The organism is Nonomuraea sp. NPDC049625, from assembly GCF_040675285.1.
Classification (GTDB): domain Bacteria; phylum Actinomycetota; class Actinomycetes; order Streptosporangiales; family Streptosporangiaceae; genus Nonomuraea; species Nonomuraea angiospora_A.
In genome coordinates this window covers 522,292-545,657 of sequence record NZ_JBFAOQ010000004.1, presented here as the reverse complement: position 1 = coordinate 545,657, position 23,366 = coordinate 522,292, and the positions used below count along the sequence as shown (strand labels likewise).

Here is a 23,366-nt window from a genome sequence, read left to right as displayed (position 1 = left end):
CTCCATGGGGGGTGGGGGGCCTGATGGGAGAGAGCGCTCTCTGGGCCGATGTCAACACAGTCTTTACCTGCTGTCAACGTTGCGTACCCGGAGGGAGCGCGCTCTCCTAGAGCAGATCCACCGTGCTCGCGCCGGACGCCTCGAAGGCCTCACTCCAGAAGCCTTCGAGCAGCGGGAACCGGTCGGGGCTCGACGTCTTCTCCCGCAGGAAGCCGTGCACGACCACCGAGTACCCGGTCAGGTCGGGCAGCAGCCGCGCGTCCCGCAGTTCCTTGATCTTCTGCTTGCGCGCGCCCTCGTTCAGGTCCAGCTTGTTGATGTTCAGGTCGCCCCGGTTGTTGATCAGGTCGCTGAACACGATGAGCCGGTGCGGCTTGTCCGGCTGCCGCTGCGCGCCGAGCTGCTTGGCCGCGTACCGCAGTGCTCCCAGCACGTCGGAGCCCTCGCCCTCCGCCGGGCAGTCGAACAGCTTCACCGCCCTCGGCACCACCTCCGTGATCCGGTGCGCCCTGACGCGATCCTCGACCACGGGGTTGTCGTTGGGGTTCTCGGCCTGGGTGGCGGCGATGGAGACCGGGTCCTGGCGGCAGGTGCTGCTCTCCGAGCTGCCCGTGACGGCCGCGAACCCGATCCAGTCGCACCCCTGGGCGAAGGCGGGCAGCTTGGAGGTGACGTCGTTCCTGGAGGTGGCGGGGTCGGCGTAGCTGGTCGAGTCCACGATCACGCCGCAGACCGCCTTGGCCTCCGTCCCGCACGCCGCCACGGTGCCGGCCACCAGCAGGATCACCCCCAGCACCGCCCCAACCCCACGCGCCCTCGCCACCGCCTCCGGCCTGCACGCCTCCGACGCCGCCCCAACCTCACGCGCCACCGCCTCCGGCCTGCACGCCTCCGACGCCGCGACGGGGTCGGGCGCTCCTCGTGCCGCCACCGGCCTGCGCGCCGGGATGCCCCGTTCCCGAGCCTCGTCGTCGTCGCCGTCACGCTCCTCGGCCCTCACGTGCCCTCCTGCTCACTCCCTGAAGCGCGATCGTCCCCGGCGTCCCTCGCGTCGCGGTCCTCCGGGACGCCGGGATCGCCGGGATCGGCGGGCGGCGGCGGCGAGAGCTGGCGGCGCGCCCCTCCCGGCAGCTCGCGGGGCATCACCTCGGCGTGCCACACCTCGATGCGGTCCTCGACCTCGCGCAGGATCCGCGCGATCTCCTCCCGCCCGGAGACCGCCGTGACGGTCTCACCCGTGGCGCCCATCGCGATGACCTCGCCCTTCCATAAGGACGGGATCTCCTCCCTGCGCGGATGGGCCCCCAGTACCCCGCCCTTGTACGCGGCGATGAGCTGCTCGGCCCTGGCGTGCACCGCCTCCACCTCGTGGTCGCGTTCGATCAGCGCGCTCTCCCACTCCTGGGTGAGGTGCTCGATGCGGGCCCTGGCCCGCTGCACGCCGACGTTCGCTTCCTCGACCACGGCCCGCCGCCGCGCCTCCGCCCGCCGCGCTCTCGCCTCCGCGATCGAGATGAACGCGTCCGGCTGCTGCTCGTCGACTTCGTCAGAGACGTGACCGTTGGCGAGGGCCGGCTCCGGGTGGGTGTCACTCCTGGCCAGCTCCTGCAAGATCACCTCGCGCGCCCCCAGCGCCCGCCCCAGGATCGCGGTACGGGTGGCCGCCAGTCGCCGATCGACCTCGGTGACCTGCTCACGGGCCAGGGCCCGGACCTCGGTGACGTAGGCGGGCTGGAACTCCGGATCGGTGAACTCGCCCAAAGGATGCTCCCGGGCGTCCCGCATCCCCCGCCGACGCGCTTCCTCCCGCTCGGCCGGCGGATCGCCCCGCTTGAACAGCCGCGACAAGAACGCCATCCGCGTCTCCAGGCTTCAGCTGGACCCGTGTCCCTGCCCCCAGGCTAAACGGCCACTATCCGGAATGGCGGCGATGTCACCGTCACACGCATCGCTCGTGGCCCGAGAATGAGAGCTTCTTAACTTACAGTAAAGACTTGACCTCCTACGGTTATAGTCGGCGCCGTGCAGGGCTGTAGGCGGCAGGCTGGACCGGCACGTCACCGAAGAAGTCGAACGGGTCCTCGGGTTCAACGGCGAGCTGCTGGAGCTGCTTCCGGAGATCCACGTCGACCCGGGGCCCCGATTGGTTCCGCGACTGGCCCGGCATCGAGGCGGCCGCCCACACCATCCGGGCATACCAGCTCGCGCTCATCCCGGGGCTCCTCCAGACGGAGCGGTACGCCGCGACCCTCTTCAAGGGCGAGCCAGGAGTGATTCCCGAGCAGGTGGACATGGCTGTGCGGGCGCGGCTCAAGCGGCAGGAGATCCTTACCCGGCCGACTCCGCCGATGCACTCTGTGCTGCTGGACGAGACCGTCCTGCTCCGTCCGATAGGAGGAGCGGAGGTCATGAGCGAGCAACTCGCGCATCTGTTGTCGATGGCGGCGCACCCCCGCATCACGGTGCGCATCGTGCCTCTGGCGGCAGGCGTCACTGCGGGTCTGCTGGGGTCATTCGTGCTCGCGCAGGTGGAGCGCTCCGCCGATGCCGCGTACCTGGAGGCGGCGGAGACCGGAGAGGTGACCAGACAAGAAGAGAGGGTTCGGGCAATCAGCGAGCGATGGGACGCGCTCAGTCACGTGGCGCAGCCCACGTTCGTCAGCGAGCAGATCATTCGTGAGGTGATGGAGCGCTATGCCGAGCAGTGAAGAGCTGAGGTACGCCAAGTGGCGCAAGGCGCGTGCGTCGGACAAGGAGCAGGGCGCCTGCCGGTTGACCACGCCATCGGCCCACGTGGGGCCGCGACAGAGGGAAGGTGCGGAACCCTCCTGGGCGCTTCCCGATCGGCTGGAGGCCGACCAAGGCGACGAGCGCGCGCACCTGCTCGACAGTCATCTCAGGATGGAGCTCGCGGGCCGCATTCTCCGCAGTCCACAGTTCGGCAGGCAGGTCGAGAGCCATGCCTCCATGATGCCTGCCCCGGGCGCCAGTAGGGCGGCGCCCAGGGAAACCCGGCAAAGGCTCGTTGTGCCGCCGCACGACGACGGGATCAGCGTGCGGAGGGGAGCCACTCCGGCCGCAGGTCGGCGAGCTCGAACATGCCAGACCCGTGTTCGGCCAGTAGCTCGGCCACTTGCTCGGGCTTCAGATCGATCGACGCGATCCCCGCAGCCGAAAGCGGTACCTCCTGCACGAGGTACTCGCCTCTGGCCGGCTCGGCAAACTCCGGGCCTGTCCGCTTCGCCGGATCCCAGGACTCGATGGTGGCAAGGAAGAAGAGCTGACGTTCGTCTGCACCGTCGATCACGTGGATCAGCGAGTGGATACGCGCCTCGCCCGCCAGTTCCTCGCGTATCTCCCGCAGCAGCGCCTCCTCCAGGCTGGCATCGCTGTCCTCCACGCCACCTCCGGGAAGCACCCAGTACGGCGCCATTGCGGGCCGCACCCGTTTAATGGTCAACACGCCGTTGCCCGGCGTGACGAGAACGCCCCGAACGCGTGTCTTCATGATCGTCCTTCCGATCGGGCTGGCTGTATGCCGTTCACCGCCACCGGGCCGGGCTCGACGCGGGCGAGGCCCTCCAGCAGGATGCGCTCGCACAGCACCTGGGCCAGTAACGCCAGACAGAACGCCCGGTCCGCCTGAGCCATGGCAGTGAGAGGCAGGACGCCCAGGATACGCAGCACCAGCCATGGGCGGAGGGCGCTCAGCGGATCGTCGCCGGCCGCGACGAGTGCACCAAGGTCGCCGTGCAGGCGCCGCGTCAGGGTGGCGATTGCCGCGTGGCGTCCCGCGCCCACCTGCAGGTTGCCGCTGACCTCCAGTCGGCCTTGTCCGGTGCGCAAGTGGGTCAGCGCTGGGGGCCATGCCGGGCCGGGCGTGCGGACGGTCCGCCAGTAGGTCAGCGGCTTGTACCTCGGCACGAGCCAGCCGCCCATTGCCAGGAGGTACCACAACAGGATGGCCGCCTCTCCGGGCAAGGCATTGCGGCCGGCGTGTTCGCAGTCCAGCCAGCACAACGGGGCGGCGAGGTTCGGCTCAGTCGGGTCGCCTTGAGTGAGCGCCGTAGCTGTCACCGTGGCCGGGGCCAGTTGCTCGCGGAGCTGGGCGAACAGGCGGAGGAAGTCGATGTCGACGGTCGACTCGCCGGTGACGACGGTCAGCGGGGGCTCCGCACCGTACCAGCGGTCCAGCCGTCCGCCTGGGCGTAGCCGTTCGGCATACAGGCCGGGGCGGCACGAGCCGATCGGAGCTGGTTCGCCGGTGCGCTCGGCAGCCAGCAGGATGCTGTCACAGGCCGCGTCCATGAGGGCGGTGACGGCGGGAACCTGGCGGGGGTCGGCGTCGGCGCGGGTGATGAGGTCGGCAAGGAGAGCGGTGCAGCGGCCGTCGGCGAACACGTCCTGATAGATCAGGGTGTGCCGGCCGTCGGGGTCGACGGTGGTGCCGAGAAGGACGGCGGCCGGAAGATGGCCGCGTACTGCCGCATGGCCGCGCGCCTCAGCTTGGGCCAGCGCCGCCGGCATGTTCTTGCGGAAGGTGCCGTCATCGTGGTGGTGGAAGTTGCCGGGCGCGTCCTGGATCATCGCGGTCATACTGCCGATTCCAGGCTGGCCAGCCACCACGCCAGCACCTGTTCGGCCATCGCGGTGACCTGCTCGGCCGCGCCGAACCGCGGGTCGGATGGGGCCTCGGGCAGGTCGCTGGCGAGTTTGGCGAACGCGACCAGGGCGTCGCTGTCGGCGGCGTGCAGCTCCCCCTCGCACCGCAGCACGATCTTCGCCAGCAGCGCGGCCACCTTGTACACCGCGCGCACGTCGATGGGTTCGCGCAGAAGGAGCCGCCGCAGGTCCATAGCCGCCGTCGCTCCGTCCCGCCAGGTGCGCGCCGTCACGGTGGCCGCGTCCGGATGCGGCACGGTGAACCCGGGGGCGGCCCAGATCGCGGGGAGCGCGCCGTCGGCGATCTGGGCGAGCGTGTACAGCAGGCGGGACGTGAGCGCGCCGGCCTGGCATTCAGCGGGAGCGAGCACGGTCAGCCCCAGCTTGACGCCAGCGAGGCGCCCACGGGCCTGCCGGAGAGCCGCGCCGATGGCGGGCAGTGCCGGCGGGTCGGCCACGATGAGCACGTCCAGGTCGGACCAGCCGTCCAGATACTTTCCGCGGGCACCAGAGCCGGTGATCGCGATCAGGCGGACTGTGTCGTCTGGCCGGGTGAGTGCGGCCACCGTGTAGTCGAGGAAGCCGGTGAGGTGATCGGGCAGGCCGAGCTCGGCCGGGAGCACCACCCGCGGGGAGCGGCGTGGCCAGAGTCGATCGCGTATCAGCCGGTCCAGGGCGTGCCCGAGTTCGGTGGCCGACCGGTTGTTGTCGATCACGTGCTGGGCGATGTCGCGGACGCGGTCGGCGCCGCGGGCGCGTTTGATGCGGTCGCGTTCGGTAACGTCGTCTGGGCCGAGGGTGCCGCGCGTGGCGCGCACAGTCGGGTCGGCGTCGAGGTAGACCGTGGTGAGGCTGTCGCCGAGGAGCTTGCGCAGTTCGGTGGCCAGGTCGTGGCTGTGGAGGCTTTCGATGCTGAACGTCTGCTGGTAGTGGTGGGCGTGCGCGTAGGCGTCGAGTTCCTGCGCCAGCAGTTCGGCTTGCTCGGCGATGGGGAGGGCGTAGATGTCGGTGAGCCGGTGGCGGGCGGCGGCGAGGTCGAGCAGGTAGCCGATCTTCAGGCGGGTGACGCCGTGCTCGTGCTGGAGATGGCGGCCTGCGGTGGACTTGCCGCATTCCGACAGGCCGCCGAGCGCGATGATCCACCGATCATTGATCGTGGGTGCCAGGACGGCCGGGCGGGTGAGCGTGGCACAGATGTCTGCGTGCACGGCGAGAATGGGGCGTTCACCGGCCACGATTGCGTCGCTCGGGGGGAGTTTGGCGAGGTGCTCGTTGAGGGCGTGCTGGTAGCGGCGGTAGACGGGGGTGATCGCGGGCTCCCGTGACAGTGCCATCCGGGCGCCTTCGCGGGGGGCGGCGTGGTGCAGAAGCAGGATTTCGTGCTCGGCTTGCTGGGCGTGGGCGATGGCCGACGCGTAAGGGGCGAGCAGGAGGTGAGCGCGCTCGGCGGCGAGTTCGGTGCGCGTGTGGTCGCGGACGGCGATAGTGGCAGCGACAGAGGCCACGAGCATGGTCATGCCGCGGTCGATGAGGATCAGGGGGGCGGGCGGACCGCTCTGGGCGGCGGCGGAGCGGGCGAGGTAGGAGCAGGCCAGCACGTCTGCGACCTCTTCGATCGGCGCGGTGCCGAACCACCAATCGGGCAGGCCGTTGCGTTTGGCGTGCTGCCAGCGGCGGTCGTAGTCGTCCAGCGGGCCGAGGCTGCGGGCGCCGGTCCGGTGTTGCAGGAGGCGGGCGTGTGTGGTCTTGCCGACGTTGTCGGGCCCACTCAGGGCCACGACTGCAAGGTGGCCGGGGGTGAAGCCGCCAGTCGGCTCGGACTGGCCGATTGGGTACGCGCCGAGCGGCACGGCTGCGCCGGATCTGAGGACGTGCATGGTGTCGGCCCTCCGTTGCTGGGTGATTGAGTGCCGCCACACTCCGCTGAGCCGATGGCAGGCATCAATGCCGCCCTGACCGGAACATTGCCTCGGCGGCAATGTTCGTTCCGTCCTCGTGGCGTTACGGTCTGCACAGGATGGGCGCGCTGGAGGTCGCCATGGCCATGAGCCGAGCACGACGGGCAGAGCTGCAGCGCCGTGCCCGGGAAACCCGTCTGGACTGCCAGCGCCGCGCTGCTCCCGCAGAGCAGATCGCGCAGGAGATTCTGACCGCCGTACCGGAGCTGCGGCCTCTGGAGGCGTACCGGCTGGCCTACGGCTGGTCGCGGCCGACGGCGCTGGAGGCCCTCGCCGCCCTGTACCGCGCGGCCGGCCTGCCCGAGCCGCCGACGACACCGGCGATGCTGTGCCGGTGGGAGCACGGCACCGCAACGCCCAGCCCGGAGTACGCCGCGGCACTGTGCCGCCTGTATCGAGTACCACCCGAGCGGCTGGGGCTTCGGCCTGACCTGCACGCCATATCGGCGTGTGGCCACTGCATCCGCAGGCGGCCGGAAATTACAGTTAGTGAGCAAGACGATACAGGGGGAGATCCGATGCGGCGACGCACACTACTGGCCGCGGTGGGACTGAGCATTCCCATCCAGCTGATCCAGAAAGTGGATGACGTGCTCGCCGTACCGCTCGAGCCGGAGGCCCCGACAGATCAAACGGAGATCACGCAGCGGCTCCAGGTGGCGCGGCGCCAGTACGACACGAGTGCGCTGTCCGCGCTGGTGGCAGGACTGCCGACCCTGCTCACTGCGGCACGGGACATGGCGGAGCGATCGGGTACGCCTGGCGGTTGGGCGCTGCTGGCCTCCTGCTATGACCTGGCGACGGACACGATGAACAAGGTCGGGAGGCCGGCGACGGCCCGGCTCACCGCCGATCGCGCCGTGCTGTATGCGGACCGCTCGGAGGACCCAGTGGCGATGGGCGCCAGTGCGCGCGCGCTCGGCATGGTGTTGCGGACGGAGGGCCGCCATCAGACAGCCGCCGCCGTGATCCAGCGGGCCATAGACCGGCTCGACGCAGCCGGGCTGCGCACGCCGACGCAGGCCAACACCTACATGCGGCTGGTGTGCGCCTCGGCATACACGGCGAGCTGGGCCGGTGACAGGGCCAGTGCGCTGGACCAGGTGGGGGACGCGCATCGGGCCGCCGACCGTCTCGCACGCGTCGCCGGCCGCCCGGGGGCCGGCCGGGCGTTCGTCCGCCTGTACGAGGTGGACATCCACTACGCACTGAAGGACACAGGCGCAGCGCTACGCGTGGGGCGCGGCCTGCATCCGGGCATGTTCCCTACGCCCGAACGACGCGGACGGCTGCACACGGACATGGCCCGCGTCTGGTGGCAGGCAGGTCAGCCGGAGGAGACCGTCGCCGCGTTGCTGACTGCGCACAAGGAAGCGCCGGCCGAGGTCCGAGATCGACCGTCTATCCGAGCGATTGCTGACAACCTCGCCGCGCATCATCCGCGAGTGCCTGGAGTACGGCAACTCACTGCCGCCGTACGTGCGTAGCCTTGCCGCACCCCATCTCGGAGCAGGGGTCTCAGTCGGGTTGCCGTTCAGCGGTGTTGCGTCCTGGCCGACGGGTGGCCGGAGGCGGGTTGGTCTGGTGGGCGTCAGTCGGCCCACCGCCTCGTCGGTCAAGGGGTGGGCTGCGTGATGGCGCCGTAGGCGCGGGGGTTGCGCCGGAAGGCGCCTCCATAAGAACGCCTGAGCCCCGAGCGCGAAGCGCTCCCTCGGGAGGCCCTTTGTGCTCGGGGCGGGCGTCGGCAAGCCGGGCCGCGTGTGGGGTCAGCCCTTGTCGGCCTCGCCGGTGGCCTGTTCGAGCTGGTCCTCGGGGGAGGCCTCGAGGTCCTGCTCGGCGTCGGCGCCCGCCTGGGCGGAGGCCTTGTCGAGGCGGACCCAGCTCGTCACGCTCTCCACCGCGAACAGCACGAAGAGGTACGCCGTAAGCACCGCCAGCACCGGCGTCAGGATGCCGAGCGCGGCGCCCAGGCCGATGACCAGCAGGCGCAGCTCCCAGCCCAGCCCCGCGTGGAACACCCAGGCGGGCGGCCAGATGCTCTGCCGGGTCCGGTAGACGGTGTCGTACGTGTGGTAACCCACGACGTAGACGAGCACGAACAGCAGCCACTTGGGCGCGCCCGCGGCCAGGCCGATCGAGATCACGGCGAGGAACTCGGTGCCGCGCAGCAGCGGCGGGGTGAGCCAGTCGAAGCGGCCCAGATGGTCGCGCGGCGTGGTCGGCAGCACGAGCAGCAGCGTGGTCGCGACGGGCAGGAGCAGGATCGGGCCGCCCTGGTCGAGCAGGCCGGTGACCAGGAAGGCCAGCACGGCCAGGAGGGCCACGAGCGTGGCGGGCACGGGCGGCAGGCCCTTGCCGAGCTTGCCGGCGAGGGCGTGGGCGAGCGGGCCGTCGTCACGGTAGGCGAGCAGGCGGGCGGTCTGGATGCGACGGCGTTCCTCGTCGGGGTCCGGCGTGGGGGTGGCCATGGCCTGCGGTTGGGTGATCATACGAGCGACCTCATGAGGCGTCCGGTGAGCGTGTAGGCGGCGGCGACGGAGCCCCAGATCACCAGGGTGATGAAGGTGATCCGGGCGTCGAAGAGGGCGGCGGTGATCGCGATGGCCGCGAACCGCTCGCCGATGGGGAAGACGATCATCTTGCGGGCCCAGTGGACGGCGCGGAACTTGCCGGCCTTGGTCCACATCTTGAGCACGCCTCGCAGACCCTGGCTGCGCTCGACCTTGCGGCGCGTGAGGGCCTGACGCAGGTCGCGGTCGTCGGGCGCGTCCAGTGCCAGCGTGGGCAGCGGGGACGGGGCTTTGCGGCGGTTGGAGACGCCGAAGGAGAAGTCGAGCAGGTGGCGTACGGACTGCAGGCCGATCGCGGCCAGCGCCAGGATCCAGATGTCGTCGCTGTTGCCCGAGACGACCCAGCCGACGGCGAGCCCGGCGAAGACCACATATTCCTTGAACCGGTCGAACGTGGCGTCCAGCCAGGCCCCCAGCACGCCGAACTTACGTGCGTAGCGGGCGACCTGCCCGTCCACGCAGTCGAACACGAACGCGAAGTAGATCAGCACACCGCCCAGCACCATCCACGGCCGGTCGCCGGTGGCGAAGCAGGCTGCGGCGGCCACGCCGAGCGTGATCGAGATCAGCGTCACCTGGTTGGGCGTCAGCCCGCGCCGTGCCGCCCAGCGGGCGATGAAGCGGGAGTAGGTGGAGACGAAGTACGTGGTGAAGAAGCCGTCGGCGCCCTTGACCGCGTTGTTGAGCCTGGCCCGGTCCTCGTTCATGCCGGCCATCTCGGTGCCGGCCTCGTTGACCTCTTCCTGGGTCGTGACCCGGCGGTAGAACAGGTCGCGCCGGCCCCTGATGCCGACCGACACGCCGTTGCGCACCAGGCCGAACACGATCAGCTGCAGCAGGTCGTCGTCCTCGCCGAACGTGTCGGCCATCGCGGCCAGCTCGCGGCAGGTCTGCGCCAGCATGGGCGCGTTGCGCGCGCTCAGGTGCAGCGGGCCGAGCAGGATGGCGTTGGGCCTGGTCACGGCGTGGCGCGCGGTGCCCACCGAGACCACGCGCGACTTGCCGACGCGCGAGCGGATGGGCAGCCCTTCGAGGCGGCCGAGGCCGATCTCGGGCTCTGCCTCGTCGATCGGGACGATGTCCTCCTGCGGCTCCTCCTCTGTCACCTCCGGCCGGGGCTCTTTGGCGACGAGCGCCAGCGCGCCGCGCTTGGCCTTGGTGATCTGGTAGATCAGCTCGTCGTGGATGACAGAGTTTTCCGGGATGATGAAGAGGTTCTCCGTCGCGGTCTCCGCGACGTCGGCCAGCGCGCGCAGGGCGGCGGCCACGTCGCCTGACTCGATCGTGGCGAGCCGCGGATCCAGGGAAGTGAGCTGGCTGCGCAGGCGCTCGGCCACGGTGGGCGTGCCGGGCAGCGCGGCCAGCCTCAGGCCGGTCGGAGAGGTGTCGGGGCCGGGCGAGGCGCCCAGCAGGACCACGCGGGTCATGACTCCCTTTCGAGGCGGTAGCGGGGGGTTGAACAACGGGTAATCCGGGGACAGACGTCAAAGTCTAGTGAGGGTGACGTAAAGTCGCGTCACCAGAGCATGCCCGTAACGTCGCTTCGGTGCGGCCGTAAGATGTCCGAGTGAGTCTCTACCGTGACGAAGGCGTAGTTCTACGCACACAGAAGCTCGGTGAGGCCGACCGCATCGTCACCATCCTGGCGAAGCGCACCGGCAAGATCAGGGCCGTGGCGAGGGGCGTGCGCCGCACGAAGTCCCGCTTCGGCGCCAGGCTGGAGCCGTTCACGCATGTCGACCTGCAGCTCCATGTCGGCCGTACGCTCGACGTCGTCACGCAGGCAGAGACGATCAGACCCTACGGCGAGACGCTGGCGGCCGACTATCCCCGCTACACCGCGGGCAGCGCGATGCTGGAGACCGCCGACCGGCTGACGCACGGGGAGAAGGAGCCGGCGCTGCGGCAGTTCCTGCTGCTGGTGGGCGGGCTGCGCACGCTGGCCGAACGCGTCCACGAGGCCCGGCTGGTCCTGGACGCGTACTTCCTGCGCTCGCTGGCCGTGGCCGGATACGCCCCCGCGCTCGACGCGTGCGCCAAGTGCCAGGCACCGGCGATCAGGGCGTTCGCCATCGTCGCGGGGGGCGTGGTGTGCGGGGCGTGCCGCCCGGCCGGCTCGGCCGTGCCCGCCGGGGAGACGATCGGGCTCATGACGGCGCTGCTGCGTGGCGACTGGGCCACCGCCGACGCCTCGGAGTCGCGCCACCGGAGTGAGTGCAGCGGGCTCGTTGCCGCATATCTGCAATGGCACCTCGAACACGGAATACGCTCTCTCCGACACGTCGAAAGGGAGCCTGTGTGAACGTACGACCTCCGACCCCGCATCCGTCGGGCGCGACGCCCCCGCCGATCCCGCGCGACCTGGTGCCCAAGCACGTCGCGATCATCATGGACGGCAACGGCCGCTGGGCCAAGTCTCGTGGCCTGCCCCGCATCGAGGGGCACAAAGCGGGCGAATCCTCGCTGTTCGACGTCATCGAGGGGGCGCTCGAGCTGGGCATCCCCTATCTGAGCGCGTTCGCGTTCTCCACGGAGAACTGGCGGCGCTCGCCCGACGAGGTCCGCTTCCTCATGGGGTTCAACCGCGACGTGATCCGGCGGCGGCGCGACGAGCTCAACGCCATGGGCGTGCGCGTCCGGTGGGCGGGCAAGCCGGGGCGGCTGTGGAAGAGCGTCATCTCGGAGTTGCAGGCGGCCGAGGAGATGACGGTCGGCAACAGCAAGCTGACGTTGCAGTTCTGCGTCAACTACGGCGGGCAGGCCGAGATCGTGGAGGCGGCGGTCAGGCTGGCCGAGGACATCGCGGCCGGGCGGGTCAAGCCGTCCAAGGTCAACGAGAAGGTGTTCGCGCGTTACCTGGACGAGCCGGAGATCCCCGAGGTGGATCTGTTCGTGCGGTCGTCGGGGGAGCAGCGCTTCTCGAACTTCCTGCTGTGGCAGTCGGCCTACGCCGAGATGGTCTTCCTCGACCGGCTGTGGCCCGACTTCGACCGCAGGGATCTGTGGGAGGCCTGCGAGGTCTTCGCGAAGCGCGACAGGCGCTACGGCGGGGCGCTCCCCAACCCGGTCTGACCGGCCCCAACCTCTCGATCGGGGCCCAGGGCTGGCTGTCGCCTATACGCGGGTATAGCCTGCTGTTCGTCGGAACAGTTGGCTGTACTCGTGAGTAGGAGCTGATGCCGAATGGCTGACGCACGACAAGGCCGGGCCGGCGCCCTGGCAGGCACCGGCCACCTCGTCCGCCTGGCGCTGCGCCGCGAGCGGGGCATCGCGCCCTGGTGGATCCTCCTGATCGTGGCCCTGGCCCTGGCGCTGGTGTCCTACGTCAACCGGGCCATGGGCACGTACGAGCTGAAGCTCACCTATGTCGAACTCGCCACCAGGAACGTCTTCCTGCGCGCGCTCGGCGGCGGCCTCATCGAGCCGCGGCTGGAGGTGATCGCGACGTGGCGCAGCGGCGGGTTCCTGTACGTGGCGAGCGCGCTCGCGGCCCTCATGTCGGTCATCCGCCACACGCGCAGGGAGGAGGACGAGGGGAGGGCCGAGCTGGTCCGCTCCGGCATGGTGAGCCGCCACGCGCCGCTGACCGCCGCCCTGCTGGTAGCCAGCGGGATCAGCCTGGCCGGCGGGGTGCTGACCGGGGCCGTGCTCGTCGGGCTCGGGTTCGAGCCCGTCGGGACCGTCGCCTACGGGGCCGCGATCACGGTCGCGGGCTGGGTGTTCGGCGCCGTCGCGGCAGTGGCCGCGCAGCTCGCGCGCAGCGCCCGCACGGCCACCGCGATCAGCCTGGCCGCGCTCGGCGCCGCCTACGTGATGCGTTACGCCGGTGACGCGACCGGACAGTACTGGCTGAAGGCGCTGTCGCCGATCGGCTGGAGCCACCTGGTGCGGGCGTACCAGGACGAGCGGTGGTGGCTGCTCGGGGTGTCGGTGCTGGTCAGCGTGGCCCTGTGCGCGGTCGCGTACCGGCTGCTCGGCCGCCGCGACCTCGGTGAGGGCCTGCTGCCCGAGCGCCTGGGCCGGGAGTCGGCGCCGGAGCTGCGTGGCCCGATCAGCCTGGCCTGGCGGCTGCACCGCGCTCTGCTGGTCAAGTGGGCGGCCGGGGTCGCGTGCTTCGCCGTGGCCGGAGCCGGGCTCAGCCCGCTCGCCCAGGACCTGCTCTCGCGGCCGAGCATCGTGGTGCGGAGCATCACGAGCCTCCTCGGCGTGTCCGACACGGGCACGGCGCTGGGCGCGTACTCGTGGTACCTGATCCTCGTCATCGCGTACGCCGTCGCGCTCTACCCGGTGCTCATGACGTTGCGGCTGCGTTCGGAGGAGACCTCGGGCCGCGCGGAGACCGTACAGTCCACCCCGATGACCCGCCTGCGCTGGGCGGCCGGCCACCTGGTCGTGACCGGGCTCGGCACGGCGGCGCTGATGGCCGTCGCCGGGCTCGTGTTCGGCACGCTGTACTCGCTGCTCGTCGGCGATCTCGCCCGCGACCTGCCCCGCTTCCTGGCGGGGGCGCTGAGCGCCGTGCCGGCGGCCTGGTGCGTGGGGGCGGTCTGCGTGCTCGCGTACGGGCTGGTGCCGAGGGCGAGCGTGGCGATCTCCTGGATCGTCTGGCTCCTGACCGCCGGGCTCGGCAAGATCGTCAGCCCCCTGTACGGGCTGTGGCACGGGACCCCGCTGGAGCCGTTCCACTACATCCCCAACCCGATGCTCGGAACTTCCTTCGACGTTCGTCCCGCCCTCGCGCTGACGGCCCTCACGGCGCTGCTCCTCGGCGGCGCCCTCGCGGCTCTTCGCCGCCGCGACTTCGGGTGATTGGTCTAGCATGTCGTCCCATTCGACAAGATCGGAGGGCGGATGGGCGGCCATTCCATCGAGGTGCGGTCCGACGTGGTGATCAAGCGATACCGGTCGTCGGACTACGGTGAGCCCGAACGCGAATGGCGTGCCCTGGAGCTGCTGGGCGAACACGATCCCGGCCTGGCCCCGGCGCCGGTGACCGCCGAGCTGGAGGCCGACCCGCCGACCGTGGTGATGACCCGCCTGGACGGCACGACGGTACGCGGGGAGATCGCGGGGAAACTCGTCGATGCCCTGGCCGGGGCCATCACCGGCGTCCAGCGCTCGGTCCCGTCCCGGCTGCTCGACCGGATGCCGGCGCGTGCCGGGCACCCGGTCTATCTCCTGCGGAAGGTACGCGACTGGGCGGCGGCGGCCACGCCCGAACCCGCGACCGCCGAAGCCCTCCGCGCGGCCACGGACTGGGTGTCCGGGCCGAGCCTGGAGGCGATGTTCGCGCAGCCGGGCACCCCGGTGTTCGGCACCGGCGACGGGAACCTGGCCAACTACCTGTGGGACGGCACCAGGGTCCGGGTCATCGACTTCGAGTACTCCGGGCTCAGCGACCGCGCGTTCGAGCTGGCCGAGGTCACCGAGCACATCTCGGTCTGGGAGAACGATCCGGCCGGGCTGACCGCCGTGCTCGACCGGTTCGAGCTGACCGCCGAGGAGGCGGCCAGGCTCACGGAGTGCCGGCGGCTGCTCGCGCTGTTCTGGCTGCTGCGCTGCCGCCGGGAGATCCGGCCCGCGCAGGCGGACCGGATGCTGGCCCTGCTGTAGGACTTCTGTTGATCAAGGGGTGCTTTTGATCAAAGGGTGCTTACCACGTCCGCCAGCCGGTCCACCTGGCCCGGATCGCCGCCGTAGCAGTAGAGCATGACCTCCTCCACGCCGAGGTCCGCATACTGCGCGACGCACTCGCGGATCTGCCCGGGCGTGGTGAGCATCCCGGCGACCATCCGGTCCGCCCTGCCGGTGAACTCGTAATAGGCGCCCATCGCCGTACGGGCCTCGGTGACGACGTCCTCGGAGCCGAGCGCCACGTTCACCTGGGCGACGACGCGGGGCTCGCCGGACCGCCCGGCTTCCCGCCAGAACCGCCGGACCGTGTCGATGAGCCCGCCGGCCCACGACGGCGCGGCGGCGGCGAGGAACCCGTCTCCCCAGCGCGCGACCCGCGCCAGGGCGGCCGGCTGGAAGCCGCCGAACAGCACCTCTGGCCCGCCCGGCCGGGCGGGGAGCGGCCCGATCATGCCGGCGCCGTCACCGTACGGCTCGCCGGACCACAGCCGCCGCATGACGGCCATCTGCTCGTCGAGCCGCCGTCCCCGGGTACGGAGGTCGGTGCCCGCGACCAGGTGATCGTCCTCGCGACCGCCCACGCCGAGCCCCAGCACCAGCCGCCCGCCGGACATCCGGTCCAGGGTCGCGGCCTGCTTGGCCAGCAGGGCGGGCTCGCGCAGCGGTGCGAGCAGCACTTCGGTCTGCACGCGTACGCGGGTGGTGGCCCCGGCGACGAGGGCGAGGGCGATCAGCGGTTCGGGGTTGTCGTAGACGAGCCGGTCGAGGAGACCGAGGGTGGTGAAGGGGCCGGCATCAGCGCGCCTGGCCCAGTCGAGCAGGGCCGCGGGGTCGCTGATGGGCAGGCCAAGACCGACGTTCATGAGGTACCTCCGTGAAGGGGTATGCGGAATCGATGCCGCCCCTCCAGGACCTCCACGACGGGGGAGGCAGGGCTCCCGTTCTGCGGCGCGCTTCTGGGGAGCTCCTGATCAGAGTGATCCTCACTGTAGAGCAACCTCACCGCCCGAACAAAGCCGCACCCACCCGCGCTCACCCGCTCACCCACCCGCGCTCACCCGCTCACCCACCCGCGCTCAGTCGTGATCGCTCTCGGCCGTGGCGGCCAGACCCGACTGGACCTCCTGCCCATGGCGGCCTTCAACCTGGGCGCCCCAGTCCCAGAGCGCCTGGAGGACGGGCCCGAGGCGGCGCCCGTGCGGGGTGAGCCGATAGTGCGTACGGGGCGGCCATCCGGACCTCCGGCGACGTTCGAGCACCCCGGCCTCGGCGAGCTGCGCCAGCCGATCGGACAGCACCTTGTCCGACAACTCGGGCAGCGCCTGCCGGAGCTCCGTGAACCCACGCTCACCCCGCAGCAACTCGCGGATCACGAGCGTCGTCCACCGCCCGCGCAGCGCCGCGAGCGCGATCTCCACCGGACACGACGGATCCGGCTCGGTGACCTCGGCCCGAGGATCATCGGGCAGACCGGGATGGCCAACCGTTTGGTGAGTCACGAGGGAGCCTCCTAGCTTTTCCGCATCCACCCGATTTCTACCTGCCGGAAGGACGTGCAACTGCGATGCGCCAACTCGCCGAACGCCCCGAGGACGTGCCTGCCGTGTTCGCCGACCGCTTCAACACCGGCGACCCGGCGGCCGTGGCCGAGGTCTACGAGAGCGGAGCGGTCTTCGTACCCGAGCCCGGCTCCCCGCTGACGGGCCCGCAGGCCCAAGCCGCCAACGCCCGCTTCATGGCCCTGGGACTGCCGATCACGGTCCGGCCGCGGCACGTCTACACCGCGGGCGACACGGCCCTGCTGATCGTGGACTGGGCCATCGACGGTGTGGACCGGGACGGGCAGCAGGTCCACATCGAGGGCACCGCCACCGACGTCGCCCGCCGCGGAAGGGACGGGCGCTGGCGGTACGCCATCGACAACCCTTTCGGCGTGCGCTCGACAATCGATGGCTGAGGCTGATTTGCGTGGGTCGGCCGAAACGCCGACGCCTCGGTGATCAAAGACGCGTTTGATTCGGCGGGATACGAAGGTTGCGACCCCTCATCCGCATGAGCTGCAGAAGGCTGAAGCCGTCGCCGCGACTGCAGCAGCCGTCGGTGATCCCCTCACTGATCAGATCGGCCGTATCCCGGGTCGTGATCCCGATAGGACGCGCATACTCCTGTGCGTCGCGGTCGTCGGTGATCCAGTATGAGCCGACATATTCCGCCCAGTTGTGAATCACATGGCAAGTCTGCGCTTCACCCAGATGTTTCAACGGCTCGTGCCGGGTGCCGCCGAAAACTGCACGCCTGATCCGCTCGACTTGATCGACTTCGAGGGGATCATCGATCTCAATGGGCTCGCCGAGCCATCCGTCGACGGCAATCTTGCAGCACCGTGTTGTCGGGAAACCAATACCAGCTCATGACTCGGGGGGAGAGTCCTCTCTCATGTCGCTGATGGCCGCACGCAACGTATCGGTGGCAACGCCGATCAGATTCGCGTACGGCCGCAGCGTGGCCTTCCCGTCGGCGTAAGCCTGGAAGGTCGTACGAACGAGAGGAGCGGGAATTCGCGACCGCGAGGTCTGCTGGATCCATTCGCCGAGCGACTCGACGGCGTTCGCCTTCCTTGCGGCCTCCCAGGCTGTCAATCCTCTGAAGGAATTGCACTGTCTCTTGTCGATCAGATGGAGATTGAACAGCTTCCACGCGAGAGTGCTGGGCGAGACCCACAGCTCGCACGCCAGCAGGGCGAACGCCTCGAGCGACCAGGTGATGCCATGAGTTTTCTCGCGCAGCATCTCGGCGGGCAGGAGCAGCTCCGCCGCGAACGTGTTCGCGCGTTTCTCGGAAGGCTTGCTCTTGTGTTCCGTGTCGTGAATATCCGCATCGACGTGGAGCCCTTGGTCGTCTCCCGCGAGGAGGTGCCCAAGCTCGTGGGCGATGGTGAACCTCTGGCGAGCAGGCACTTCCGAAGTGCCCACCACGATCAGCGAGCTGTGGTCGTCGGACCACGACAAGCCGTCGAAGCCGTCAGCCAGGCGATGAACTCGCACATCGACGCCAAAGGCTGCTTCAACCGCACCAGCCAGGTCCCTGCAGCGCCACAGGGCGATCCCCTTCTGCGCCGCGTGCGTTGTAGCGAGAGCGGCGAGATCCCGCCCTTGATCCATACATGACGCGGACATTCTGGTGAGTGCGAATCGCGGCACTTCTTGGTGATATCCAAGGAATGCGAGGTCTGCCCGCAACTGTGCGAGTCGCTCGGCTTCGCGGATCGCCGAGTCCGCGGACTTGAGGGGGACCGTGGCCGTCCGTGCGGCTGTCGCGGGCGTGACTGGGTCTGTCCTGAGCAGCCAATCGACGGATACGCCGCACAGGTCGGCGATTCTGGCGAGATCCAGCGATGTGAATCTTCGAACACCCGACAACGACTTGGACATCTTTGGGGCATCAAGCCCTGCCTTGACGGCGAATTCGGCTTGGGTCAGGCCGCTTTCCGCTATCAGTTGACGTACTCGTGCTGTCGCGTCCCCGGCCATGGATGAATCCTATGTTCTAGTTGCGAAAATCGCAATGCAGGGCGAGGTCGAGGGCGGGGATGTGATCAACAATATGCCCAGTCTTCCCGAGGCTGAGGTGTAGGTCCTGCTGTGCCCTTCGGGACGCCGTTATCGAGGCTCGGTGCGGTAATCGGGGTCGCGTCCGAGGGGTGCGGGGACCGGCAGGGCCCCGCCTGGGGGTGTGGGGGCTTGCCCCCACAGGGCGCTGCCCGAGTGCTCCATCGCGCGTAGCGCGCCTCAGTGCGAGGACCGAGCTTTTCTTCCGGGGTTCCCCGATTCTCCCGGGCTCCCGAGCTCCCCCCGGGAGCCCTGGGCTTTCCGCGGGGTTAGGCGCGGCGGCGGGCGCGGTAGGCGGCCACGTGCATGCGGTTGCCGCACGTGCGGCTGTCGCAGTAGACGCGGGACCGGTTGCGGGACTCGTCGACGAAGACGCGGTCGCAGTCCGGGGCCGAGCAGGTGCGCAGGCGTTCGACCTCGCCCTCCACCAGCAGGTGGGCCAGGGCGACGCCGCAGTCGGCCGCCACGTGCTCCGCCAGGGTGGAGTCCGCGGCGAAATAGTGCATGTGCAGCGGGTGGCCGTCGTGCTCGGTCAGCCGGGGGGTGATGCGCGTCTCGGCGAGCAGGACGTTCAGGGTGCGGACCGCCGTGGGCTGGTCCGGGGAGATGAAGACGCGGTAGAACACCTCTCGTACCATCCGCACCTGGCCCAGGTCGCGGGGCGTCAGCTTGGTGACGCCGCTGATCTGGCGGGACTCCACGAACGCCTGCAATTCGGCCAGGCCCGGCAGGCCCTCGTCGCCCCCGGTGGAGGGCGAGGTGTTGACCAGCTCGACAACGGTGGCCAAAGAATGCACCATGTCATGGCCAAACGGCATGTTGACTCCTGTCCGCGCCGGGTTCTAGCGTGGTCGCACTGTATCTCCTGCATGGCCGTACGGGGGTTTCTATGAGTGCACATCGCCGTATCGTGCTGATCGCGATCGTCGGTGCGCTGATCATCTCCACCTCCGCCCCCTTGGTTCGGCTCTCAGGTGTATCGCCTGCCACGTCCGCGTTGTTCCGTTGCGCGTACGCCGTGCCGCCCATGATCGTGCTGGCCTGGCTGGAGCGGCGCAGGCTGGGGCCGCTGCCGTGGAAAGGGGTGGTGCTGGCCTGGCTGGCGGGCGTGGTGTTCGCGCTCGACCTGCTGTTCTGGCATCACGCGATCGACTACGTGGGCGCGGGGCTGGCCACCGTGCTGGGGAATCTGCAGGTGTTCCTGGTGGCGTTCGCGGCCTGGGCGCTGTTCGGGGAGCGGCCGTCGTCCCGGTTGATGGTCGCGACGCCGATCGTGTTCGCGGGGGTGGTGCTCATCTCCGGGGTGTTCGACAGCGCCGCCTACGGGCGCGATCCGATCATGGGGGTGCTGGCCGGGGTCGCCACGTCCATCTCGTACGCGGCGTTCCTGCTGCTCATGAAGGCCGGGCCGGCGCGGGCCGTGGGGCCGCTGGCACACGCCACGGTGGTCGCCACCGTGGCCATCGCCCTGCTGAGCCCGCTCTTCGGGGGTGCCGACCTCATGCCGAGCTGGCCGGCGCACGGGTGGCTGCTGCTGCTCGCGCTGGGGCCGCAGGTGCTGGGGTGGTCGCTGATCACGTTCTCGCTGCCGCGCCAGCCGGCCGCGCTCACCGCGTTGCTGCTGCTCGTCCAGCCCATGACGACCGTCGCGCTGTCCGCGGTGGTGCTGGGCGAGCGGCCGTCGGCGTTGCAGCTCGCCGGGTGCGCGGTGATCGTCCTCGGAGTCCTGTACGGCTCCCGCACCCGCACCCGCTCGCCGCAGCCCGGCGAGACACGCCGGATAGAGCCGCGCGAGCAGCAGGTGCCGAAGGCCGGTTGACGCCGGTCAGCCCTTGGAGCAGGCGGCGCAGGTGCCGAAGACCTCGACCGTGTGGGTGATCTCGGTGAAGCCGTGCTCGCCGCCCACCGCCTCGGCCCACCGCTCGACCGCGGGACCGGCCACCTCCACCGTGTGGCCGCAGCGGCGGCAGACCAGGTGGTGGTGATGGACGTCGCTGGCGCACGCCCGGTAGACGGACTCGCCCTCGTCCGTACGCAGCACGTCGACCTGCCCGCCGTCGGCCAGCGCCTGCAGGGCGCGGTAGACGGTGGTCAGGCCGATCTTCGCCCCGTGCAGGCGCATCTCGGCATAGACGTCCTGCGCGCTGCGGAACCCCTCGCTCCTGCGGAGGGTGTCGTGCACGGCGTCGCGTCTCGTCGTCATGCGACCTCCTCCACGCGCATCTTCGGTCGCTCGCTCACTGTCGACTCCTGGGTACGGCCTCGGCGTACGAATTTACCGACACCGAGGGCCAGGACGAAGCCGGCGAGAGCAAGAAGCACGATCGCCGCGCCGGGAGGCACCTTGGCCGAGTAGGTGGAGGCGAGCAGGCCGCCCACCGAGGCGAGCACCCCGAACAGCATGGCCAGCCCCATCGTCGTGCGGAAACCCCGGGTGAGCTGCTGGCTGGTGGCCACCGGGATCACCATCAGCGCGCTGACCAGCAGCAGGCCCACCACGCGCATCGCGATCACGACGGTGAGCGCGGCGGTGACCGCGATCAGCAGGCTGAGGAAGCGGACCGGCAGGCCGCTCGCCCTGGCCATCTCCTCGTCCTGGCAGAGCACGAACAGCTCCCTGCCGAAGACCACGACCACGCCGATCACGGCCACGGCCAGCGCGGCGATGACCCAGATGTCCTGGACCGTGACGCTGGCGATGGCGCCGAACAGGTAGGAGTTCAGCTTGGCGTTGCTGCCGCCCGGCGCGATGCCCATGAGCATGACGCCGCCCGCGATCCCGCCGTAGAACAGCAGTGCCAGCGCCACGTCGCCGCTGGTCCGCCCGCGCGCCCTGACCAGCTCGATGGCCACCGCCCCGACGACGGAGACGATCACGGCGGTGAGCACGGGCGTGGTGCCGGTCAGGAAGCCGAGGGCGACGCCGGTCAGCGCCACGTGACCGATGCCGTCACCCAGCAGCGCCAGCCTGCGCTGCACGATGAACGTCCCCACGGCGGGCGCGCACAGGCCCACCAGCAGCGCGGCCACCAGGGCGAGCTGGAAGAGCTGCTCCTGGAGCAGATCCATGATCATCGCGGTTCCCTCCGTCGGCGGCCGTTCACGGCGCCTCCCCCTGCCAGCCGGTCAACGGCCCCGCGGCCGGCGTGGCCGCGTGCGGATGCTGATGTTCGTGGCCCGGCCGGGCGCAGTCGCCCTCCGGGCGCGGCGGCCTGCCGTCGTGCGCGACGCGGCCCTCGCGGATCACCACGCCGCGCGTGATGATCGGCTCCAGCGGCCCCAGCTCGTGCGCGACCAGCACCACCGTCTTGCCGTCGCGCACCAGCCCGGCCAGCGTGTCGGCCAGCAACTGCTGCGTGTCGGCGTCCACGCCCGCCGTCGGCTCGTCCATCACGTACGTGTCCGGCTCCCCGGCCAGCGCCCGGGCGATGAGCACCCGCTGCTGCTGGCCGCCGGACAGCGACTGGACGGGGTCGTTCGCGCGGTCGGCCAGCCGGACGGCCTCCAGCGCGCCGGCCACGGCGGCCTTGTCGGCCGGGCTGGTCCTGCGCAGGCGGCTCTGCCTGGCGATCCGGCCCGAGGCCACGACCTCGCGTACGGTGGCGGGCACGCCACCCCCGACCTGGAGCCGCTGCGGCACGTAGCCGATGCGCCACCAGTCGCGGAACCTGCCCGGCGGGGACCCGTACATCAGCGTCGAGCCGCCGGTGAGCGGCGTGAGGCCGAGCAGTGCGCGGACCAGCGTCGACTTGCCCGAGCCGTTGGCCCCCAGGAGGGCGACGACCTCCCCTGGGCAGACGGTCAGGTCGATCCCCCGGAGGACGGGCTTGCCATCGAAGGAGACCCGGCCGTCGGTCATCGCGAAGGCCGTTTCGCTCATGCCGTACACCCCAGTGCTGTTTGTAGGGTTTTGAGGTTATCGCGCATGGCCGACAGGTAATCGCCGGAGGGCCGGCTCTCCAGCGGGTCGAGCACGGCGGTCTTCGCGCCCACCTCGTTCGCGAGCACCTCGGCCACCTTGGGGCTGACCAGGGACTCGGTGAAGATCGTGGTCACGCCCTCGGCCTTGGCCAGCTTGGCCACCTCGGAGATGCGCGCGGGCGACGGCTCGGTCTCGGGGTCGAGCGTGATGCCGACCTGCTTGAGTTTGTAACGGTCCGCCAGGTAGCCGAACGCCTCGTGCGCCGTGACCAGCGACTTGGTCCTGCACGTGCTCAGGCCCTTGGCGAACTCCTGGTCGAGCGTTCCAAGCGCGCCCGCCGTCTTGGCGGCGCGGTCCTTGTACGCCTGCGCGTGCGCCGGGTCGGCGGCGGCCAGGCGCTCGCCGAGCTTGGTGGCGATGGTGGCCAGGCGGGTGGGGTCCAGCCAGAGGTGCGGGTCGTACGAGACCTCGTGGCCGTGCTCCTCCTCGCCCTCCTCGTGCCCGCTCGCGGGCAGGGTCGTTACGGCCGTGGCGGCGTCGAAGCTCTTGTCGGCGTCGACCGCGTCGTCCACGGCGGGCTGCACGCCCTTGATGTAGACCGTGAGCGCCGCCTTCTGGATCTCGGTCACCTGCTGGATGCTGAGCTCGAGGTCGTGCGGCTCGACGCCGGGGGCGGTCAGGACGGTCACGTGCGCGTCGGATCCCCCCACCTGCTCGGTCAGCCATTGGAGCGGATAGAACGCGGCGACCACCTCCGGCCTGCCCCCTGCGGCGGTCTCGGCGGAGCCGGATCCGCAGGCGGCGGTGGTGAGGAGGGTGGCCCCGGCCAGCAATCCGACGGCGTACGACCGGGAAAATCCTGACATCATGTGAGTCAGTATGCGCCAAAATGAAAATGGTTGTCAAAATCCCCGGATCGCAGCGACCGAGCCCGCCTCCGCGAAGCGGAGGCAATAAGCAGGGAGGGGATGCCGGACGGCGGCTGGGGGCCAGGGCGCCGTGCGGCATCCCG

At 70.3% G+C, this 23,366-nt stretch carries 26 protein-coding genes; 9 read left to right on the top strand and 17 right to left on the bottom strand.

Annotated elements, in window-relative coordinates:
• Positions 1–106: 106 nt before the first annotated feature.
• The 3 genes from AB0J87_RS20855 to AB0J87_RS20845 all read right to left on the bottom strand — a co-directional run bounded on the left by AB0J87_RS20855 (position 107) and on the right by AB0J87_RS20845 (position 2,212).
• Positions 107–1,000, bottom strand: a complete 894-nt coding sequence (locus tag AB0J87_RS20855; RefSeq protein WP_363967378.1) for a vWA domain-containing protein — start codon at positions 998–1,000, stop codon at positions 107–109.
• Positions 997–1,857, bottom strand: a complete 861-nt coding sequence (locus tag AB0J87_RS20850; protein ID WP_363967376.1) for a hypothetical protein — start codon at positions 1,855–1,857, stop codon at positions 997–999. The genes AB0J87_RS20855 and AB0J87_RS20850 overlap by 4 nt, the downstream gene beginning before the upstream one ends.
• A gap of 151 nt (positions 1,858–2,008) precedes the next feature.
• The gene (locus AB0J87_RS20845; RefSeq protein ID WP_363967375.1) at positions 2,009–2,212 is read right to left on the bottom strand and encodes a hypothetical protein; all 204 of its coding nucleotides are present in this window, start codon (positions 2,210–2,212) and stop codon (positions 2,009–2,011) included.
• Between AB0J87_RS20845 and AB0J87_RS20840 the strand changes: the two genes are divergently transcribed.
• Positions 2,166–2,708 (top strand): DUF5753 domain-containing protein, encoded by a 543-nt coding sequence (locus tag AB0J87_RS20840; RefSeq protein ID WP_363967863.1) that lies wholly within the window; start codon positions 2,166–2,168, stop codon positions 2,706–2,708. The two genes, AB0J87_RS20845 and AB0J87_RS20840, sit on opposite strands and share 47 nt — an antisense overlap.
• 341 nt (positions 2,709–3,049) lie before the next feature.
• Here AB0J87_RS20840 and AB0J87_RS20835 read toward each other — a convergent pair whose 3' ends face one another.
• Genes AB0J87_RS20835 through AB0J87_RS20825 form a run of 3 tightly spaced genes read right to left on the bottom strand, consistent with a single transcriptional unit; the run spans position 3,050 to position 6,539 of the window.
• The gene (locus tag AB0J87_RS20835; RefSeq protein ID WP_363967373.1) at positions 3,050–3,508 is read right to left on the bottom strand and encodes an NUDIX domain-containing protein; all 459 of its coding nucleotides are present in this window, start codon (positions 3,506–3,508) and stop codon (positions 3,050–3,052) included.
• The gene (locus tag AB0J87_RS20830; RefSeq protein WP_363967371.1) at positions 3,505–4,596 is read right to left on the bottom strand and encodes a hypothetical protein; all 1,092 of its coding nucleotides are present in this window, start codon (positions 4,594–4,596) and stop codon (positions 3,505–3,507) included. Before AB0J87_RS20830 ends, AB0J87_RS20835 begins: the two co-directional genes overlap by 4 nt.
• On the bottom strand, positions 4,593–6,539 hold the full coding sequence (locus AB0J87_RS20825) for a nucleotidyltransferase domain-containing protein (protein ID WP_363967370.1): 1,947 nt from the start codon (positions 6,537–6,539) through the stop codon (positions 4,593–4,595). The genes AB0J87_RS20830 and AB0J87_RS20825 overlap by 4 nt, the downstream gene beginning before the upstream one ends.
• Before the next feature lie 140 nt (positions 6,540–6,679).
• Here AB0J87_RS20825 and AB0J87_RS20820 point away from each other — a divergent pair, with 140 nt between their 5' ends.
• Positions 6,680–8,107, top strand: a complete 1,428-nt coding sequence (locus tag AB0J87_RS20820) for a helix-turn-helix transcriptional regulator (RefSeq protein WP_363967368.1) — start codon at positions 6,680–6,682, stop codon at positions 8,105–8,107.
• 279 nt (positions 8,108–8,386) lie between these two features.
• Here the strand turns inward: AB0J87_RS20820 and AB0J87_RS20815 are convergent, their stop codons facing one another.
• Both AB0J87_RS20815 and AB0J87_RS20810 read right to left on the bottom strand, forming a co-directional pair.
• Complete coding sequence (locus tag AB0J87_RS20815) at positions 8,387–9,109, bottom strand: DUF5941 domain-containing protein (protein ID WP_363967366.1); 723 nt, start codon at positions 9,107–9,109, stop codon at positions 8,387–8,389.
• On the bottom strand, positions 9,106–10,617 hold the full coding sequence (locus AB0J87_RS20810; protein ID WP_363967364.1) for a CDP-alcohol phosphatidyltransferase family protein: 1,512 nt from the start codon (positions 10,615–10,617) through the stop codon (positions 9,106–9,108). Before AB0J87_RS20810 ends, AB0J87_RS20815 begins: the two co-directional genes overlap by 4 nt.
• Positions 10,618–10,757: 140 nt before the next feature.
• Between AB0J87_RS20810 and recO the strand changes: the two genes are divergently transcribed.
• The 4 genes from recO to AB0J87_RS20790 all read left to right on the top strand — a co-directional run bounded on the left by recO (position 10,758) and on the right by AB0J87_RS20790 (position 14,803).
• Positions 10,758–11,492 (top strand): DNA repair protein RecO, encoded by a 735-nt coding sequence (gene recO, locus AB0J87_RS20805; RefSeq protein WP_350725044.1) that lies wholly within the window; start codon positions 10,758–10,760, stop codon positions 11,490–11,492.
• Entirely contained in the window at positions 11,489–12,262 is a 774-nt protein-coding gene (locus AB0J87_RS20800) for an isoprenyl transferase (RefSeq protein WP_363967362.1), read from the top strand. The genes recO and AB0J87_RS20800 overlap by 4 nt, the downstream gene beginning before the upstream one ends.
• Positions 12,263–12,373: 111 nt before the next feature.
• Positions 12,374–13,999 carry a polyketide antibiotic transporter gene (locus AB0J87_RS20795; protein WP_363967360.1) on the top strand — a complete coding sequence of 542 codons (1,626 nt, stop codon included), beginning with the start codon at positions 12,374–12,376 and terminating at the stop codon, positions 13,997–13,999.
• Between the two features lie 42 nt (positions 14,000–14,041).
• Positions 14,042–14,803 (top strand): aminoglycoside phosphotransferase family protein, encoded by a 762-nt coding sequence (locus AB0J87_RS20790; RefSeq protein ID WP_363967358.1) that lies wholly within the window; start codon positions 14,042–14,044, stop codon positions 14,801–14,803.
• Positions 14,804–14,832: 29 nt separating this feature from the next.
• Here the strand turns inward: AB0J87_RS20790 and AB0J87_RS20785 are convergent, their stop codons facing one another.
• A complete protein-coding gene (locus tag AB0J87_RS20785) occupies positions 14,833–15,687 on the bottom strand; it encodes an LLM class flavin-dependent oxidoreductase (RefSeq protein ID WP_363967357.1) in 855 nt (284 codons plus the stop codon).
• Between the two features lie 213 nt (positions 15,688–15,900).
• Positions 15,901–16,323, bottom strand: a complete 423-nt coding sequence (locus AB0J87_RS20780; RefSeq protein ID WP_363967355.1) for a helix-turn-helix domain-containing protein — start codon at positions 16,321–16,323, stop codon at positions 15,901–15,903.
• Between the two features lie 65 nt (positions 16,324–16,388).
• Between AB0J87_RS20780 and AB0J87_RS20775 the strand changes: the two genes are divergently transcribed.
• Positions 16,389–16,781 (top strand): DUF4440 domain-containing protein, encoded by a 393-nt coding sequence (locus AB0J87_RS20775; RefSeq protein ID WP_363967354.1) that lies wholly within the window; start codon positions 16,389–16,391, stop codon positions 16,779–16,781.
• Between the two features lie 43 nt (positions 16,782–16,824).
• Here AB0J87_RS20775 and AB0J87_RS20770 read toward each other — a convergent pair whose 3' ends face one another.
• Positions 16,825–17,052 (bottom strand): hypothetical protein, encoded by a 228-nt coding sequence (locus AB0J87_RS20770; protein WP_363967352.1) that lies wholly within the window; start codon positions 17,050–17,052, stop codon positions 16,825–16,827.
• On the opposite strand from AB0J87_RS20770, the gene AB0J87_RS20765 reads away from it, so the two are divergent.
• Positions 17,053–17,238, top strand: a complete 186-nt coding sequence (locus tag AB0J87_RS20765) for a hypothetical protein (protein WP_363967350.1) — start codon at positions 17,053–17,055, stop codon at positions 17,236–17,238.
• Here AB0J87_RS20765 and AB0J87_RS20760 read toward each other — a convergent pair.
• Positions 17,233–18,354 carry an XRE family transcriptional regulator gene (locus AB0J87_RS20760; RefSeq protein ID WP_363967349.1) on the bottom strand — a complete coding sequence of 374 codons (1,122 nt, stop codon included), beginning with the start codon at positions 18,352–18,354 and terminating at the stop codon, positions 17,233–17,235. The two genes, AB0J87_RS20765 and AB0J87_RS20760, sit on opposite strands and share 6 nt — an antisense overlap.
• A 347-nt stretch (positions 18,355–18,701) precedes the next feature.
• Positions 18,702–19,229 (bottom strand): CGNR zinc finger domain-containing protein, encoded by a 528-nt coding sequence (locus AB0J87_RS20755; RefSeq protein ID WP_363967861.1) that lies wholly within the window; start codon positions 19,227–19,229, stop codon positions 18,702–18,704.
• Positions 19,230–19,321: 92 nt separating this feature from the next.
• Here AB0J87_RS20755 and AB0J87_RS20750 point away from each other — a divergent pair, with 92 nt between their 5' ends.
• Positions 19,322–20,251, top strand: a complete 930-nt coding sequence (locus tag AB0J87_RS20750) for a DMT family transporter (RefSeq protein ID WP_363967347.1) — start codon at positions 19,322–19,324, stop codon at positions 20,249–20,251.
• A gap of 6 nt (positions 20,252–20,257) precedes the next feature.
• Here AB0J87_RS20750 and AB0J87_RS20745 read toward each other — a convergent pair whose 3' ends face one another.
• The 4 genes from AB0J87_RS20745 to AB0J87_RS20730 are packed head-to-tail and all read right to left on the bottom strand — an operon-like array spanning position 20,258 to position 23,223.
• A complete protein-coding gene (locus tag AB0J87_RS20745) occupies positions 20,258–20,635 on the bottom strand; it encodes a transcriptional repressor (protein WP_350725059.1) in 378 nt (125 codons plus the stop codon).
• On the bottom strand, positions 20,632–21,504 hold the full coding sequence (locus tag AB0J87_RS20740) for a metal ABC transporter permease (RefSeq protein ID WP_350725343.1): 873 nt from the start codon (positions 21,502–21,504) through the stop codon (positions 20,632–20,634). Before AB0J87_RS20740 ends, AB0J87_RS20745 begins: the two co-directional genes overlap by 4 nt.
• Positions 21,505–21,532: 28 nt before the next feature.
• Complete coding sequence (locus AB0J87_RS20735; protein ID WP_192791173.1) at positions 21,533–22,312, bottom strand: metal ABC transporter ATP-binding protein; 780 nt, start codon at positions 22,310–22,312, stop codon at positions 21,533–21,535.
• Positions 22,309–23,223: a metal ABC transporter substrate-binding protein gene (locus AB0J87_RS20730; protein ID WP_363967345.1), complete on the bottom strand. Its 915-nt coding sequence runs from the start codon at positions 23,221–23,223 to the stop codon at positions 22,309–22,311. The genes AB0J87_RS20735 and AB0J87_RS20730 overlap by 4 nt, the downstream gene beginning before the upstream one ends.
• Positions 23,224–23,366: the final 143 nt, after the last annotated feature.